This window comes from Marinomonas alcarazii (assembly GCF_003208215.1).
GTDB lineage: Bacteria > Pseudomonadota > Gammaproteobacteria > Pseudomonadales > Marinomonadaceae > Marinomonas > Marinomonas alcarazii.
On record NZ_QKLW01000001.1, the window covers coordinates 337,478 to 353,438 of the forward strand.

The following is a 15,961-nucleotide window of genomic DNA, read 5'->3' on the forward strand; positions in this document are numbered from 1 at the left end:
GAGATTAACGATGTCTTTAGAATCTTATATGAATCAAATTGGTCAGCAAGCTAGGGCGGCTTCTCGTCTGCTTGCTAAAGCATCCACGAAGCAAAAGAATATGGCGTTGTTTGCTATGGCAGACGCTTTAGAAAATGCCCGACCTCGATTGATATCTGAAAATGCTAAGGATATGGAAAATGGTCAAGCTAAAGGTTTGGATTCTGCATTGTTAGATCGTTTATTGCTTGATGATGCTCGTATTAATGGGATGATCGAAGGATTAAAGCAAGTTGCATCTTTGCCAGACCCAATCGGTGAAATATCCAATATGGTTTATCTTCCATCCGGTATTCAGCGCGGTCAAATGCGAGTTCCTCTTGGTGTGATTGGTATTATTTATGAATCTCGCCCTAATGTGACGATTGACGCAGCAAGTCTTTGTTTGAAATCCGGCAATGCGACGATTTTACGCGGTGGTTCTGAAGCGTTTTATTCTAATCAAGCGATTGCTGAGGCTGTAAAAAAAGGGGTTGTTGCCGCCGGTTTGCCAGAGCATGCGGTGCAGGTGTTAAATACTACTGACAGAGAAGCCGTTGGTATGTTGATCTCGATGCCTGAGTTTGTGGATGTGATTGTGCCTCGTGGTGGCAAAGGGTTGATTGAGCGCATCAGTAAAGATGCGCGTGTCCCAGTGATTAAACACCTAGATGGTAATTGTCATGTTTATATTGATGAGGAAGCTGATTTAGAAAAAGCTTTTGCCATTGCTATGAACGCAAAAACACGTCGTTATGGTGTGTGTAATGCCATGGAGTCTTTATTGGTGCATGCCGCAAGCGCTGAACAAATATTGCCTAAATTAGTTGCAGCTTATCAAGAAAAAGGCGTAGAGCTAGTAGGCTGTGAGCAATCTCGTGCTATTAGTACCGTTATCGGTGAAGCATCAGAAGAGGATTGGTACACCGAATATTTAGCGCCTAAGTTATCCATTAAGATAGTATCTGATATGGATGAGGCAATTACGCACATTAATAAGTATGGCTCACACCATACAGATGCGATTGTGTCACAGAATTATTCGAAGACCCGTGCGTTTATGACGGAAGTGGATTCCTCATCTGTAATGGTGAATGCTTCAACATCTTTTGCCGATGGTTTTGAGTATGGGTTTGGTGCGGAAATTGGTATATCAACCGACAAAATTCATGCCCGTGGACCAGTTGGTTTGTTGGGGTTAACCAGTCAAAAGTACGTAGTACTTGGTGATGGTCATACTCGTGACAACTAGGTCTAATAAATTGTCCGGTTTGGCCATTATGGGAGGGACTTTTGATCCTATTCATAATGGCCATTTAAGAACGGCCGTTGAGATACTAGATCGTTACGGTTTTTCGGAGTTGAGGTTAATACCTTGCTTTCAGCCTGTTCATAAAGATCGTCCTGTGATCACACCTGAACAACGCTTAGAAATGACGCAACTTGCTATTTCTAGTGATGAGCGTTTGAGTGTTGATTCTCGTGAAATCGATCGCGAGGGTCCTAGTTATACGGTTGATACATTACGAGCTATCCGTGAGGAAATTGGCCCAGATACACCTCTTGTTATGGTGTTGGGTATGGACAGTTTTTTATCCCTTCCAACTTGGAAAAATTGGCATCAACTGATGCACTTTGCACACTTGCTTGTGGTGTCTCGACCTGGTTGGGAACCAGACTTTGTGTCTGAATTAAACGCTTTTTGCGAAAATTGTCGTGCGGCATCACCGCATGAGTTACAATGCGCGCCCTCAGGGCGGATCTGGTTTGAGGCACTGACTCCTCTAAGCATATCCTCAAGCATGATTAGGGGATTGGCTCGTAACAATGAGTCTATTGCCTACTTGTTGCCCGAACCCGTTCAGAACTACATACAGCAATATCAATTATATCGATAGGATAACGTAAACATATGAGTCAACTTAATCTCACAGCAGATCAAATTTTAGCTTTTGCTGTTGAAGCATTGGAAGATGTTAAGGGTGATAAAATTACAGTGCTAAACGTAGGAAATCATACAGATATGATGGACTACATGGTTATTTGTACTGGTACTTCAAAGCGTCACGTGAATGCTTTGGGTCAAAATGTATTTGAACATTTAAAAGGTCAGGGTCTTCAGCCATTGGGTTCGGAAGGTCGTGGCATGGGCAGTGATTGGGTTTTGGTGGATTTACATGATGTGGTTGTTCATGTGATGACGGAAGAAGCTCGAGCGTTTTATGACCTTGAAAAACTGTGGGATATTAAACCAGAACAACTCTAAGGCTTTTTGTAATGCGCGTTCGTTTAATTGCTGTTGGTAGTAAAATGCCGAAGTGGGTGACGGAAGGTTATGATGAGTATGCAAAGCGTCTTCCAAAAGACTTTGCGTTAGAGCTTGTTGAAATCCCAATGTCGCCACGTGGGAAAAATACGGATATAGCTAAGGCGATTCGAAAAGAAGGGGATGCCATGCTTGAGGCAATTCCTTCTGGCGACAAGGTCATCGCAATGGAAGTCCTTGGTAAAGAATGGTCTACAGAGCAGCTTGCAGACCAAACAGAGCAGTGGCGTATGGATGGCTACAATGTTAGCTTGTTGGTGGGTGGCCCTGATGGTCTCGACCCAAGATGTACAGCACGAGCGGATCAGGTTTGGTCTTTGTCTCGTTTAACGTTACCCCATCCTATGGTGAGAATTATCTTAGCAGAGCAGATCTATCGTGCTTGGACGCTAATGAATAATCACCCATATCACAGGTAAAGGTGGTCAGGTGAGCCGTCGACATCAGAACTTCCGAAACTATCGTCAAGAGCAGCGTTTGACTCAACATCGTTTGATTGCTGCTGCGTTATTTGTATTGATACTGGCTATGATATTGATGGCCAGGCTGTTCTATTTACAAGTGATAGAACATGACCTTTATCAGACAAAAGCGGATGATAATCGGGTGATGTTGGTCACTCAACCTCCACCTCGTGGTTTGATTTATGATCGTAATGGCTTAATTCTGGCGGACAATACGCCGATTCACAGTTTAACTATTATTCCTGAACGAGTAGAAGACTTCGCCAAGTTGAAAAAAATGCTCTCTGGCATTATTGAAATCAGCGATGCTGAATGGGAGGATTTTGATGAAAGACTTAAAGAATACCGCCGTCCTTATCAATCCTTAACACTCAAATCTCAACTGACCGATGAAGAGTGGGCGAAAGTAGCCGTTGATCTCTATAAGCTTGACGGTGTTCAAGTAGAGGCACAATTAACCCGTTACTATCCGTATGGAGAGGCGTTTGCTCATGCGATTGGTTACGTGGGCCGTATTACATCGAAAGATTTAGAAACGGTTGATAAGCAAGCTTACCAAGGCGCTTTATTTATTGGTAAAACTGGCGTTGAAGGTTTCTACGAAAAAACGCTCTTTGGTGAGGCTGGTCTTAGTAAAGTAGAAGTGAATGCGCGCGGGCGCATCATGTCTGAGCTGGATAGACAAAATCCAACCCCAGGAAAAGATCTGCATTTGTTTTTAGATGCAAGGCTTCAACAGTATGCTTATGATCTTTTGGGTAATTACACTGGATCAGTTGTAGCAATAGATCCAACAACGGGTGGTGTTTTAGCCTTGGTTTCAAAACCTGGTTATGATCCTAACTTGTTTGTCCGCGGTATATCCTACGACGATTACAAAATTCTTCGCCAATCAAAAAAGCTGCCTTTATTTAACCGAGCGTTACGCGGTGGCTATCCCCCTGCATCAACGATTAAACCGTTTATGGCTCTTGCTGGTCTTGAGTATGGTTTTTCCTCTTGGACTGAGCGTTATTTCGCAAAAGGCTATTACCAAATTAACCCAGATGGTCGACGTTACCGAGATTGGAAGCGAACCGGTCATGGTTGGATTGATTTAGAACGCTCTATTATAGAGTCGGTTGATACCTATTATTATCAATTGGCGAATAAGATGGGAATTACTCCGATCCATAATTTCTTAACACGCTTTGGTTTTGGTCAGAGTAATTTACTGGATTTAAATGGTCAAAGTGATGGTCTGTTGCCTTCAAATGAGTGGAAAAAAGCTAAGTATAAAGAGCCTTGGTACCCAGGTGACTCAGTAAACGTTGGTATAGGGCAGGGGTTTATGGTGGCAACACCGGTGCAAATAGCCTCCGCTACATCTGCACTCGCAAGCAGGGGGCATTATTTTTATCCACGTATGGCAAACACGATTGGTGATGAGCCCGCTGTTTTTGAAGACGGCCGCGGTGACGAGCACGATATAGTGTTGAAAGATCAGCGTAACTGGGAGCGAATGGTTGATGCTATGCGTAAAGTAATCACCGACTCCCATGGTACGGCTAGACGTTTGCAAGGAACGAAATACGACATTGCAGGTAAAACAGGTACTGGACAGGTGTTTAGCTTACAAGAAGACCAAGAGTATGATGCAGATAGCTTAGAAAAAAGGTTGCACGATCATGCTTTATTTATTGGTTTTGCTCCCGCTAAAAACCCTAAGATTTCTATTTTTGCAATTTTTGAGAACGGTGGTAGTAGCTCTAAGCCTGCTGATTTAAGTAAGGCGTTGTTTGATGCCTATCTTTATGATGACTACCCTGAGCGATATGACTATTTAAAAGGTAATAAGAATGAGGGATAGTGTTTATCGTAGAGCCTTGTCTTTTACTAATGCCCACTTATGGAAGCTGGTGCACATTGATATTCTGCTGATGGCCTCGCTATTGTTGTTAATATCGGGCGGTCTTTTTATTCTTTATTCTGCTTCTGGTCAGGATGTTGCAATGGTCGAACGACAGGTGTTTCGTTTGGCTGTGGGGCTTTTAGTGTGTTTGGTCTTGGCACAACTCCCTCCTAAATATATGCGGCGTGCTTCGCCAGCTTTGTTTATTTTCCTTGCTGTTCTTCTCATTTGTGTGTTGCTTTTTGGGGTGGGGGCAAAAGGCGCTCAGCGTTGGTTGGCGTTACCTGGTGGTTTACGTTTTCAGCCTTCCGAAATTATGAAGATTGTTATGCCCATGATGATTGCTTGGTATTTTTCTGACAAGCAACTTCCTCCTAGTTTTAAGCAAATAGTGATTGTGCTTGCTCTGATTGCCACCCCAGTGTTACTTATCGCTAAGCAGCCGGACTTAGGGACCTCGTTGTTGGTGGCCGTGTCAGGCATTTTCGTTCTGTTTCTCGCGGGATTAGGTTGGCGTTATATTTTAGGTGCTGCGGCATTAGCGCCTATTGCAGGGTACACATTATGGCAATTCATGCATGATTATCAGCGCCAGCGCGTATTGACGTTTTTAAATCCAGAAAGCGACCCATTGGGTTCTGGCTGGAATATTATTCAATCTAAAACGGCGATTGGTTCTGGCGGTCTATATGGCAAAGGTTTTCTGGAAGGAACGCAGGCCCAGTTAGATTTTCTGCCTGAAAGTCATACAGATTTTATTATCGCTGTACTCGCCGAAGAGTTTGGCATGCTGGGCTGTGGTGTGTTGATACTGGCGTATCTATTGGTTATAGCACGAGGTTTGTATATCTCTGCCACAGCGGAAGATAATTATGCGCGTTTATTAGCGGGTAGTTTAACGCTTACCTTTTTTGTGTATATGTTTGTAAATATTGGCATGGTGTCAGGTATTCTGCCTGTGGTTGGGGTACCCTTACCACTCGTTAGTTATGGTGGAACCTCTATTATTACCATCATGGCGACCTTTGGGATTTTAATGTCAATACAAACACATAAAAGAGCAAGATGATGATTAAGCAAGCTGCATTTGTATTTTTAGCGCTTGGTCTGACTGCGTGCAGTAGTATGGATCACTCAACCTTACCCGCTGATTCAGGGGTCAGTAATTCACTGCTTGAGGATATGCCTGAGGAATGGGCGGAGTCTTATGCAGGTTATCCTGAAGTTCAGCGCTTTATTAACAAGTTAGTAAAAGAGCACAACTATGACAGAAATCGCCTAGAGCTGGCCTTTTCTCATATAAAAGTGCGTCCTAAGGTCATTGAAAAATCCGACAACCAACCCGAAGTTATTACTCCTTACTATGAATATAAAACTCGCTTTGTAAACGAAGATAGAGCAAAAGCCGGACGTGAGTTTGCTAAACGTAATGAGAAATGGCTACGTAAGGCTCAGCAAGAGTTTGGTGTTGAGCCTAGTATCATTGTTGCGTTAATCGGTGTTGAAACCTATTACGGGCGTATAACTGGCTCAAGGGACGTTTTTACATCACTAACGACACTCGCGTTTGATTATCCTAGGCGAAAAGATTATTTCCAAAGTGAGCTGGAAGCATATTTATTATTAGTTCGCCAAGAAGGTTGGAACATTGGCGACACAAAAGGGTCATATAGTGGTGCAATGGGGATGGTTCAGTTTATGCCAAGCAATTATCAAAAGCTGGCAGTAGATTATGACCAGAATGGCCATATTGACTTATGGGGATCCGAAGCCGATGCCATTGGTAGTGTTGCTAACTACCTTAAACACCATGGTTGGAAGGCGAGAGAGCCTTGGTTTGTTATGGCCTACGTTGCAGAACCAGAAAAGGTGGTAGATTTTGTTAATCGTGGTAGAGCGCCGAGTTCTGAAATGACAGAATGGTCGGCACTTAATGTACTGCCAGCACAATCCTTTATTCCTAAAAAGACAGGGTTGATTGGTTTGAGAACAGGAGCCGAAGAGGTTTCCTATTGGCTTGCCTACGAGAACTTTTTTACCATCATGGACTATAACCCAAGTAGGCGGTATGCCATGTCAGTACTTGAGCTTGCGGAGATGATAGGAAGCTATGAGAGCTATTAATCTACTATTTATTGCCAGCCTTAGTTCGCTGGTATTAAGTGGTTGTATGAGCACGCGTCATGTTTTAGGTAAAGATGAAATAGATTACGAAAAAGCGTCTGGGGGCGGGCGTTATTCGATTTTGCAAGACCATGCCCCTACAGGTGATATAAAAGTAGATCATTTGCCAGACTTGGTACCGAAATGGGAAGAAAAGAGCCGTGGTGGCAATAAAAGCCCTTACGAAGTTTGGGGCAAAAAGTATTGGGTGATGGACTCTGCTCAAGGCTATGTGGCAGAGGGGACGGCTTCTTGGTATGGAAAGAAGTTCCATGGTCATAAAACCTCAAATGGGGAAACATATGACATGTACGCGTTCTCAGCGGCACACAAATCCTTGCCATTGCCGACTTACCTCAAGGTAACCAACCTTGATAATCAGCGTTCAGTGATTGTTCGTGTCAATGATCGGGGGCCATTTCATGGAGACCGATTAATCGATCTTTCTTATGCAGCAGCGGCTCGCCTTGATTATCATAAGAAGGGATTGGCACGGGTGAGAATTGAAGCGATAACGCCAGCGAAAGGGCAGAGTTATCGTCCATCGGAGACAGCGGTGAGTACACCTGCTCCACCACTGAAAGCCTTGTCTGATAAGGCTTTGGCTACTCCGCCGGTTGAAAACCCAAGTCCCGAAGCTGAGTTAAGGTTCTCTCATTTACAAATGGGAGCCTTTAGTTCAGAAGAGTCAGCAGACCAACTAAAGCGTCGACTTTTTGAAGCATTTGATACCAGTGTTAAAGTGGTTGTTAATAAGCAAAGTGATGGTTTGTATAAGGTTTTTGTTGGCCCTTTTGAAAGCGCAGATAAACTACTTGAATGGCAAAGTAAGCTCCAGAAAGAGGGCTTTGGCAACCCGGTTAGGGTGGCTTTAGTGCCGTAGGCACGATTTGTTTGGGCTAGAGATTCGTTTAATGCTCTAGTATTATTTATTCACATTTTTTAGAAGACGACTTTTTTGAGTATGAAAAAACTCCTAGTTACCCTATCCCTCGTATTTTGTTTCGTAAGTGGCTCCATTTTTGCGGCTCCGTCATTGATCCCGACCCCTCCGCAATTATCAGCTTCTAGCTATATTTTGATGGATGCCTATACCGGAGATGTTTTAGTCGAGCATAATGCTGATGAAGCTTTGCCGCCAGCGAGTCTGACTAAATTAATGACGGCTTATATTGTTGAGTACGAACTTGCTCGTGGAAATTTATCTTTAGAAGATAAAGTGACGATTAGCGAAAAAGCATGGAGGATGGAAGGTTCTCGTATGTTCATTCGTGAAGGTACGCAGGTTAGCTTAGAAAACTTGATGCGCGGTATTATTATTCAGTCTGGTAATGATGCTAGCGTTGCTGCTGCCGAATACGTAGCTGGAAGCGAGTCCGCATTTGCCGATTTAATGAATCAGCATGCTCAGCTACTAGGAATGACCAATTCACATTTTGTTAACTCGACCGGGTTTCCTGCTGAAGATCATTACTCTAGTGCACACGACATAGCGAAATTATCTCGTGCAACTATTCTGCAGTTTCCTGAAAATTACAAAATGTATGCTGAAAAAGAGTTTACATACAACAATATCCGCCAACCAAACCGTAACCGTTTGTTGTGGAGAGATAAAACAGTTGATGGTCTGAAAACAGGTCATACAGAGGCAGCTGGCTATTGTTTGGCCGCATCTGCAGTGCGTAATGGTACGCGCCTAATTACAGTGGTTATGGGAACCAAATCCGATGCGGCTCGCGCTGCTGAAGCTCAAAAACTATTGGATTATGGTTTTAGATACTATGAAACTCGTAAGCTTTATAGTCGCGGCCAAGTTGTGAACAATGCTCGAGTATGGGGCGGTAGTCAGCCAAATGTTAAAGTTGGTTTCTCTGAAGATGTCCTAGTGACTATGCCTCGTCAACAAGGCGACTCTATTCAAGCTACATTGGGTATGCAAAAAGAAATCGTAGCGCCTATTGCTGTTGGTGATGTGTTAGGGAAAATCGTAGTTGGTTCAGAAAATAACGTACTACTAGAGCGTCAAGTGGTGGCACTAGAGGCGGTAGAAGAAGGTGGTTTCTTCAAGCGAATCTTTGATAAAATTAAACTCTTCTTTATGAACTTGTTTTAAGGCCTTATAGGCGAATGGTAAACTAGAAATGGCACTAATTACGAAAGATGGTGATCAGGCACAAAATGCTGTAGATGCACCTAAAATTGAGTTTCCTTGTGAAAACTACGTTATCAAAGTAGTTTCAATTGATGCCGATGGTATCCATCAAGAAATCAAGGAATGCTTGTTGGTGCATGCACCAGAAATGGCGGAAGCAGAGAACATTAATCGCTCTAGTAAAGGGCGCTTTGTTAGCTTTAGTTTTCGTATTGTTGCTCATAGTGAAGATCAATTATCGGCTTTGCATCGTGACTTAATGTCGATTGAAGCCGTTAAAATGGTCATGTAAATGCAGCTAAATTTAATTTGCCGTGATTTAGGCGTGATTGATTACGCTGACACATGGGAGCGAATGAAAGAATTTACTCAGCATCGGACAAAAGACGATGCTGATGAAATTTGGCTGCTTGAACACCCAGCTTTATTTACACAAGGACAAGCTGGGAAAGAAGAGCATCTTTTGGCTCCTGGCGATATTCCCGTTATTCAAGTCGACCGTGGTGGTCAGGTCACGTATCATGGGCCTGGCCAGCTGGTTGCTTATGTTTTAGTGGATCTGAAGCGTCTTGGAATTGGTGTTCGAGATCTGGTCAGCGTACTAGAAAACGCTGTGGTAGGTACTTTGGCACAGAATGCCATTGACGCTTACCCAAAACCCGATGCTCCTGGGGTTTATGTGGATGAGCAAAAAATAGCCTCGTTGGGATTGCGTGTGCGCAGAGGCTGTTCATTTCATGGCTTAGCTTTGAATGTTGATATGGATCTTACCCCATTTAATCGTATTAACCCTTGTGGCTATCAAGGCTTGCAGATGGTTGATATGAAACGTCTTAATAAAGACAGTAATTTATCGAATGTAAAAGTTCAGTTGGCGAATCAGCTTGCTGAACAACTCGGATACAGTTATCCGGCTATCCAACAAGGGTGGAATTAGAATGACAGCTGAACGCAAACGCGTTGTCCAAGGGGAAAAATTACGCGGTGCCGATAAAATGGCGCGTATTCCCGTGAAAATTGTTCCAACAGAAGAAATACCTCGTAAGCCAGATTGGCTTCGTGTCCGTATGCCCGCTTCTCCTGAGATTGCTCGTATTAAAGCAACGTTGCGAGAGCACAAACTGGCTTCTGTTTGTGAAGAAGCTAATTGCCCAAATTTGGGTGAGTGCTTTAGTAATGGTACTGCTACTTTTATGATTATGGGTGAGATCTGTACGCGTCGCTGTCCTTTCTGCGATGTGGCTCACGGTCGTCCTAATCCTCTTAGTGCAGATGAGCCAAAAGAATTGGCTGCCGCCATTCGCGACATGAAACTTAAATATGTGGTTATTACCTCTGTGGACCGTGATGATCTTCGTGATGGTGGTGCTCAGCATTTTGTTGATTGTATTCGAGAGACGCGTGCAGAAAGTCCGAACATTGAAATTGAAACTTTGGTTCCTGACTTCCGTGGTCGCATGGAGGTGGCTATTGATACGCTTTCAATTGCACCGCCGGATGTGTTTAACCACAATCTAGAGTCTATCCCACGTTTGTATCGTCAAGTTAGACCTGGTTCTGACTATCAGTGGTCACTGGATCTTTTGAAAAACTTTAAAGATCGCTGCCCTGATGTGCCAACTAAATCTGGCTTGATGGTTGGTATGGGTGAGACCTTTGAAGAGATCGTTGAGGTACTAAAAGACTTGCGCGCGCATAACGTGGATATGTTGACGATTGGGCAGTATTTGCAGCCATCTAAACATCATTTCCCAATGGCACGTTTTGTACCGCCTGAAGAATTTGCTCGTTATGAAGAAGTAGCAAAAGAGTTAGGCTTTAAGCATGCAGCATGCGGTCCTTTGGTGCGTTCTTCTTACCATGCGGATAAACAAGCACATGGCGAAAGAGTGTCTTAGTTTGTTCTTTCGTTAGAATAAAGCGGAGCTAAGGTGTATATCTTAGCGCCGCTTTTTTTTATTTTAATTACACCTAAAATATTTGTCTGTGCTTCACTAAGTGTACCTCATTCGAATGAGGGCTAATGTTTAGTTACATAGAAATTTGGAGATGATATGAAGCCTTGGTCAATCAAAGATTCGATGGAACTGTATAATGTAAGTCATTGGAGCAGTGACTTTTTTTCAATCAATGATAAAGGTCGAGTGATTGCTTTACCAGATAGAGAAAATAGTATCGATTTGACTGAGCTTTCCGCGGCGCTTAAACAACAGGGTATTCCATATCCATGCCTTGTTCGATTTCCTAATATTTTGCATTCGCGCATTGAGAAAATAACTAACTCGTTTCAGCAGGCGATAGACTACTACGACTACCAAGCAAAATACGCCATAGTTTATCCAATTAAAGTAAACCAGCAGCGTCGAGTGGTTGAAGAAATTGCTGCTTGCCAACCTGATAATTTATCTACGGTAGGCTTGGAAGCAGGTAGTAAACCTGAGCTTATGGCAGTACTTGCTATGCATAAAAATGCTGACGGCATTATTGTGTGTAATGGCTACAAAGACCGTGAGTTTATTCATCTTGCCTTGATGGCTGAGAAAATGGGCCATCAGGTCTTCATCGTTGTTGAGAAAATGCATGAGCTAGATTGGATTCTAGAGGAAGCGGAGAAGATTGGTGTTCAGCCACGTATCGGTATTCGTATTCGCCTTGCGTCAACCTGTACTACGCACTGGGGCAATAGTGGTGGCGAGAAATCGAAATTTGGTCTAACCACATCTCAGTTGTTGCGCGCAATTGACCGTTTGCGTGAGTTGGGTTTGTTGCATTGCCTTGAGTTAATCCATTTTCATTTAGGCTCGCAAATTACTCGTATTCGAGACATTCAAAACAGTTTGAAAGAATGCGCTCGTTATTATGCTGAACTGCATCAAATGGATGTCAAAATCAAGTGGGTTGATGTTGGTGGCGGATTGGGTGTCGATTACGAAGGTACTCGCAGTCAGAATGACTTTTCTGCAAACTACAGTATTGGTGAATACGCTAACAATGTTGTTTTTGCTTTTCATAATGTGTGTGAACAATACGAGCTTCCGCATCCACATTTGATCTCTGAGTCTGGTCGTGCAGTAACGGCGCATCATGCGATGATGATTGCTGATGTCTTTTCGCATGGCGCAGAGCTTTTGCCAATTGAAGAGCCAAGCGAAGAATGTGAGTTGGAACTGCAACGACTTTGGGCATCTTATCAGAGCTTGAAAGAACAGCAAGATGAGGGTCGCTCTCTGGTTGAGATTTATCATGACTTGCTGGATGACTTTAACGATAGTTTGACCTTATATAACCACGGCCAGCTTAACCTTGCCCAAAGAGCGCAAGCCGAAAACCTCTTTTTATCTGCGTGCCGTAATTTATTACCTCGTTTAGATAATCGTAACAGAGGTCATCGTCCTGTTATTGATGAGCTGAATGAACGTTTAGCTGAAAAATTGTTTGTGAATTTGTCTGTGTTTCAATCCATGCCAGATGCTTGGGGGATTGATCAATTATTCCCTGTCTTGCCTTTGCAGGGCTTGGATCAAGCGCCTTCTTTTAGAGGTAAGATTCAAGACGTTACTTGTGATTCTGATGGTTGTTTATATAGCTATGTAGACGGTCAGGGTATTGAATCGTCTTTACCATTGCCGCCACCGCCACCAAAAGGTGAAGATTATTTGATGGGCTTTTTCTTAGTCGGAGCGTATCAGGAAACCTTAGGGGATCTGCATAATTTATTTGGCGATACCTGTTCAGTGGATGTGTATTTAACGGATGATGGTTTTAGAATTGATCATGTACTAAAAGGCGACAGTGTTCAGGATGTGCTGAAGTTTGTCAGTTATGATGAGAATGAATTAATTAAGCGTTACCAAGAGAAAGTAGCAGCAAGCTCGCTTAGTCAGGAAGAGCAGGTGAAACTAATGGCTACTTATAAAAAAGTACTAGAAGGCACAACCTATTTGACTCAGGTATAAGCTAAGCCTTTGTGCTGATGACACACGATATTTTGGAGGTAGTAGAGTATGAGTACTGTAAAAGTAGCCTGCGTTCAAATGGCAATTAGTACAGATTTTCAAGCGAATTTAGATAACGCGGTTGCGCAAGTAAGAGAGGCCGCAGCAAATCAGGCAAATATTGTTCTGTTGCAAGAATTGTTTATGGGACCGTATTTTTGCATTGATCAAAAGCCAGAGTATTTTGATTGGGCGCAACCTGTAAATGATTGCTTGGCGATCCAAACAATGAGTAAGCTTGCGAAGGAGTTGGGGGTCGTTTTGCCTATCAGCTTCTTTGAGCGTGATGGTAATGTATTTTATAACTCTTTGGTGATGATCGACGCCAATGGTGATGTGATGGATTTGTATCGCAAAACCCATATTCCGGATGGCCCAGGTTACCAAGAAAAATACTATTTCACTCCAGGCAATACCGGTGTGAAAGTATGGGATACAAAGTTCGGTCGTATTGGTTGTGGAATTTGTTGGGATCAGTGGTTTCCAGAATTGGCTCGTGAATTAGCTTTGAAAGGGGCTGAACTGATTTTTTACCCTACGGCAATTGGTTCCGAGCCTCCTTATCCTGAGTGGGACTCAAAAGATCATTGGCAAAGAACTATGCAGGGGCATTCCGCTGCGAATATGGTGCCAGTGATTGCTGCGAACCGTGTTGGCCGAGAAGAGGGTGAGAATAGTTTTATCCAGTTTTATGGTTCTTCTTTTATGACCGATGAAATGGGAGCGATGAAGTGTGTGGCGGGGCGTGATGAAAGTACTATTTTGTATTCTGATTACGATTTAGATGCGATACGCCAAGCACGACGTTCATTTGGACTATTCCGTGACCGACGTCCTGATCAATATCAAGCGATCACTTCGGGTGCTGGTGTGACTTGGGATAAATAGCCAAAAAAAGTGCCCGCTTCACAGCGGGCACAAAAGCTTTCCTTATCCCTACTGATATAAAGGGGGATACCAACAGGGAAGATCTATTTACACCAGGCTTTATGAAGCCTATAAGAGTTTAAAAATAATAGTGTAAAGGGTATTACTAAGTACCCATGACGGCAGCACAAAGCGTATCGCTAAGTTTTAATAAAAAGTATTACTGCGTCAGTATAGATCTGTCCAAACCTAGGTAATAACTATAGTCGGAGATTACCAATAAGTGTGTATATAATTCATGTTTACACATTTATGATTTATCTATCTTTCAGGTTAGAGAGTCTATGAGCGTATTTAGTTCCCCAAATAAAGTGCCTTACTATGGTGTTTCGCTTTCTAGTAAACTGATGTCGGATGATTTGACCTACCGAATTATGGTTGAAAAAATGCTTGAGCTGGTGAAAGAGCAACCAGGTTATCTTGATGCTGAGTATTCCTCAGGTGAGACGGATGTATTCATCACTTATTGGTCAAGCAAGCCAGAGGCTGAGGCTTGGTTAAATAATGACGTACAGCGTAGACTTTTAACGATTGGTGAAAATTGTTGGTATGAAGAATACTCGTTAAAGCTGTTTGAAGTGATGAAGGATATGTCGTTTAAATACTCTAATCATGATTTGTATGCATCACGCTTTCCTCGTATTGTCACAGAGCGCGGAGTGTTAAGAATATTGGACGAAAGCCAAGCGCCGCTCTTGTATGACTATATTAATCAGGAAAAAGACTTTCTAGCTCAGTGGGAGCCTCTTCGAAGCGAAGGCTATTATTCACTTGAGACTTGTGCATTACGCATACGCGAAATGCGTCGTGATTTTCTTGAGGACAGGGGCGTTGTGTTCTGCTTTTTGTCTCCAAGCGAAGACAAAATGCTTGCTTATACTAATTATTCCAATATTATCCGCGGCGTTTTTCAAGCTTGTAATTTAGGCTACAGCATCCGAGAAAGCGAGCAAGGCAAAGGGATCATGCATGAAGCTTTAACCGCGGGATTAGAGTATCTTTCTAAAGAGTTACATATTGATCGTATACAAGCGAGTTACATGCCAAGAAATGTTCGAAGTGCTGCGGTGCTGAAGAAGTTAGGTTTCGATAAAGAAGGCGTGGCAAGAGACTACTTGAAGATTAATGGTAAGTGGGAAGACCATATTTTAACCGCACTCGTGTTGCGATAACCGTATGTCGTTCAAAGTTTACTTTACTAGCTTCGTGTTAGAAGGTGAACGCGCCCTTGGTTGTAATGCTTGGTCATGACCGATAGGACAATACTGTTTTGATTTCCTGGGTTTAAGATGGCCACGGCTTCTTTAGGTGGAATGACTTTTCCTATACTAGGGCAAGCCGTAGGTGTTTTTGATTTGCTCAGTAGAAGAGTTGAGCCGCTAAGTGGTAAAAAATACTGCGTCGTTGTTTTGTGGTAGTAGAGTGTTTCCTTGTATTTCGCAGGATACAATTCTAGTGAAATTCGTCCGATCTCTGTTTCCCACAGAGGCCATATTCTGATCTGATTCCTTCCTAATTGCGACTCAACGGTTCCTGACGATATTTTCGTGAACGGTTGGGTTGGCTGTGAATTCATTGAATTTGACAGCCTAATTAAGCAACATTCGACTCTGGGGGTGAGTAACGTGACAGAGTTGATTGTGTCTGCATTGAGCCAAATTCCTTGGTGTGTTTTCAAGGTGATTTCTTCAGCGATGGTTTGAACATTGTTTGGTGCATACTGTTGCAAGTAGGCTTCGCCTTTAATGATAAACAAGAATGTATCTGCTTGGTCGTGATAAAAGCGGGTGGGCGTCACATCTTGAAAAAGGTGATCGTGAATAATCAAAAGGTCATCTTGCTGGTGCACAATAATACGTTTGCTGGTCTCGCCAAGACTGTAGTCTAGGGGATTGCTTGTATTTTGGACTGTCGCATTCACTAACCGTTACCTTATTTGATAATTGACCGTATTGAAACACGAGAATACAGGCCTTTCCATGATAATCTTACGCAGAGTGTTGCAGTGTATTGGGATGTTTCTTT

At 43.0% G+C, this 15,961-nt stretch carries 16 protein-coding genes; 15 read left to right on the forward strand and 1 reads right to left on the reverse strand.

The window, feature by feature from the left end; genetic code table 11:
• Positions 1–10 precede the first annotated feature (10 nt).
• The 15 genes from DFP75_RS01450 to DFP75_RS01520 all read left to right on the forward strand — a co-directional run bounded on the left by DFP75_RS01450 (position 11) and on the right by DFP75_RS01520 (position 15,108).
• Positions 11–1,270 (forward strand): glutamate-5-semialdehyde dehydrogenase, encoded by a 1,260-nt coding sequence (locus tag DFP75_RS01450; protein ID WP_110571723.1) that lies wholly within the window; start codon positions 11–13, stop codon positions 1,268–1,270.
• Complete coding sequence (nadD, locus tag DFP75_RS01455; protein WP_245926922.1) at positions 1,260–1,916, forward strand: nicotinate-nucleotide adenylyltransferase; 657 nt, start codon at positions 1,260–1,262, stop codon at positions 1,914–1,916. The genes DFP75_RS01450 and nadD overlap by 11 nt, the downstream gene beginning before the upstream one ends.
• Positions 1,917–1,930: 14 nt before the next feature.
• On the forward strand, positions 1,931–2,284 hold the full coding sequence (rsfS, locus tag DFP75_RS01460; RefSeq protein ID WP_110571725.1) for a ribosome silencing factor: 354 nt from the start codon (positions 1,931–1,933) through the stop codon (positions 2,282–2,284).
• Between the two features lie 11 nt (positions 2,285–2,295).
• Complete coding sequence (gene rlmH, locus DFP75_RS01465) at positions 2,296–2,763, forward strand: 23S rRNA (pseudouridine(1915)-N(3))-methyltransferase RlmH (protein WP_110571726.1); 468 nt, start codon at positions 2,296–2,298, stop codon at positions 2,761–2,763.
• Between the two features lie 10 nt (positions 2,764–2,773).
• Entirely contained in the window at positions 2,774–4,657 is a 1,884-nt protein-coding gene (gene mrdA / locus DFP75_RS01470) for a penicillin-binding protein 2 (protein ID WP_110571727.1), read from the forward strand.
• Positions 4,647–5,768 (forward strand): rod shape-determining protein RodA, encoded by a 1,122-nt coding sequence (rodA, locus tag DFP75_RS01475; protein WP_110571728.1) that lies wholly within the window; start codon positions 4,647–4,649, stop codon positions 5,766–5,768. The genes mrdA and rodA overlap by 11 nt, the downstream gene beginning before the upstream one ends.
• The gene (gene mltB, locus DFP75_RS01480; protein WP_245926924.1) at positions 5,765–6,823 is read left to right on the forward strand and encodes a lytic murein transglycosylase B; all 1,059 of its coding nucleotides are present in this window, start codon (positions 5,765–5,767) and stop codon (positions 6,821–6,823) included. The genes rodA and mltB overlap by 4 nt, the downstream gene beginning before the upstream one ends.
• Positions 6,810–7,745, forward strand: a complete 936-nt coding sequence (locus tag DFP75_RS01485) for a septal ring lytic transglycosylase RlpA family protein (protein WP_110571730.1) — start codon at positions 6,810–6,812, stop codon at positions 7,743–7,745. Before mltB ends, DFP75_RS01485 begins: the two co-directional genes overlap by 14 nt.
• A gap of 81 nt (positions 7,746–7,826) precedes the next feature.
• A complete protein-coding gene (locus DFP75_RS01490) occupies positions 7,827–8,975 on the forward strand; it encodes a D-alanyl-D-alanine carboxypeptidase family protein (RefSeq protein ID WP_110571731.1) in 1,149 nt (382 codons plus the stop codon).
• A 28-nt stretch (positions 8,976–9,003) separates the two neighbouring features.
• Positions 9,004–9,306: an HP0495 family protein gene (locus tag DFP75_RS01495; RefSeq protein WP_110571732.1), complete on the forward strand. Its 303-nt coding sequence runs from the start codon at positions 9,004–9,006 to the stop codon at positions 9,304–9,306.
• Positions 9,307–9,951: a lipoyl(octanoyl) transferase LipB gene (gene lipB / locus DFP75_RS01500; RefSeq protein ID WP_110571733.1), complete on the forward strand. Its 645-nt coding sequence runs from the start codon at positions 9,307–9,309 to the stop codon at positions 9,949–9,951. It begins immediately after the preceding gene.
• A gap of 1 nt (position 9,952) precedes the next feature.
• Entirely contained in the window at positions 9,953–10,912 is a 960-nt protein-coding gene (gene lipA / locus DFP75_RS01505) for a lipoyl synthase (RefSeq protein WP_110571734.1), read from the forward strand.
• A 156-nt stretch (positions 10,913–11,068) separates the two neighbouring features.
• The gene (speA, locus tag DFP75_RS01510; protein ID WP_110571735.1) at positions 11,069–12,970 is read left to right on the forward strand and encodes a biosynthetic arginine decarboxylase; all 1,902 of its coding nucleotides are present in this window, start codon (positions 11,069–11,071) and stop codon (positions 12,968–12,970) included.
• A 48-nt stretch (positions 12,971–13,018) separates the two neighbouring features.
• Positions 13,019–13,897, forward strand: a complete 879-nt coding sequence (gene aguB / locus DFP75_RS01515; RefSeq protein WP_110571736.1) for an N-carbamoylputrescine amidase — start codon at positions 13,019–13,021, stop codon at positions 13,895–13,897.
• A gap of 323 nt (positions 13,898–14,220) precedes the next feature.
• Positions 14,221–15,108: a GNAT family N-acetyltransferase gene (locus DFP75_RS01520; RefSeq protein ID WP_110571737.1), complete on the forward strand. Its 888-nt coding sequence runs from the start codon at positions 14,221–14,223 to the stop codon at positions 15,106–15,108.
• Between the two features lie 26 nt (positions 15,109–15,134).
• Here DFP75_RS01520 and DFP75_RS01525 read toward each other — a convergent pair whose 3' ends face one another.
• A complete protein-coding gene (locus tag DFP75_RS01525; protein ID WP_110571738.1) occupies positions 15,135–15,857 on the reverse strand; it encodes a hypothetical protein in 723 nt (240 codons plus the stop codon).
• Positions 15,858–15,961: the final 104 nt, after the last annotated feature.

What these genes read in the sequence shown, in the direction of transcription:
- DFP75_RS01490 (WP_110571731.1), top strand. Translation starts at nt 7,827, where the DNA reads ATGAAAAAACTCCTAGTTACCCTATCCCTCGTATTTTGTTTCGTAAGT.
- DFP75_RS01450 (WP_110571723.1), top strand. Translation starts at nt 11, where the DNA reads ATGTCTTTAGAATCTTATATGAATCAAATTGGTCAGCAAGCTAGGGCG.
- lipB (WP_110571733.1), top strand. Translation starts at nt 9,307, where the DNA reads ATGCAGCTAAATTTAATTTGCCGTGATTTAGGCGTGATTGATTACGCT.
- mltB (WP_245926924.1), top strand. Translation starts at nt 5,765, where the DNA reads ATGATGATTAAGCAAGCTGCATTTGTATTTTTAGCGCTTGGTCTGACT.
- lipA (WP_110571734.1), top strand. Translation starts at nt 9,953, where the DNA reads ATGACAGCTGAACGCAAACGCGTTGTCCAAGGGGAAAAATTACGCGGT.
- DFP75_RS01485 (WP_110571730.1), top strand. Translation starts at nt 6,810, where the DNA reads ATGAGAGCTATTAATCTACTATTTATTGCCAGCCTTAGTTCGCTGGTA.
- aguB (WP_110571736.1), top strand. Translation starts at nt 13,019, where the DNA reads ATGAGTACTGTAAAAGTAGCCTGCGTTCAAATGGCAATTAGTACAGAT.
- rsfS (WP_110571725.1), top strand. Translation starts at nt 1,931, where the DNA reads ATGAGTCAACTTAATCTCACAGCAGATCAAATTTTAGCTTTTGCTGTT.
- rlmH (WP_110571726.1), top strand. Translation starts at nt 2,296, where the DNA reads ATGCGCGTTCGTTTAATTGCTGTTGGTAGTAAAATGCCGAAGTGGGTG.
- speA (WP_110571735.1), top strand. Translation starts at nt 11,069, where the DNA reads ATGAAGCCTTGGTCAATCAAAGATTCGATGGAACTGTATAATGTAAGT.
- rodA (WP_110571728.1), top strand. Translation starts at nt 4,647, where the DNA reads ATGAGGGATAGTGTTTATCGTAGAGCCTTGTCTTTTACTAATGCCCAC.
- DFP75_RS01520 (WP_110571737.1), top strand. Translation starts at nt 14,221, where the DNA reads ATGAGCGTATTTAGTTCCCCAAATAAAGTGCCTTACTATGGTGTTTCG.
- DFP75_RS01495 (WP_110571732.1), top strand. Translation starts at nt 9,004, where the DNA reads ATGGCACTAATTACGAAAGATGGTGATCAGGCACAAAATGCTGTAGAT.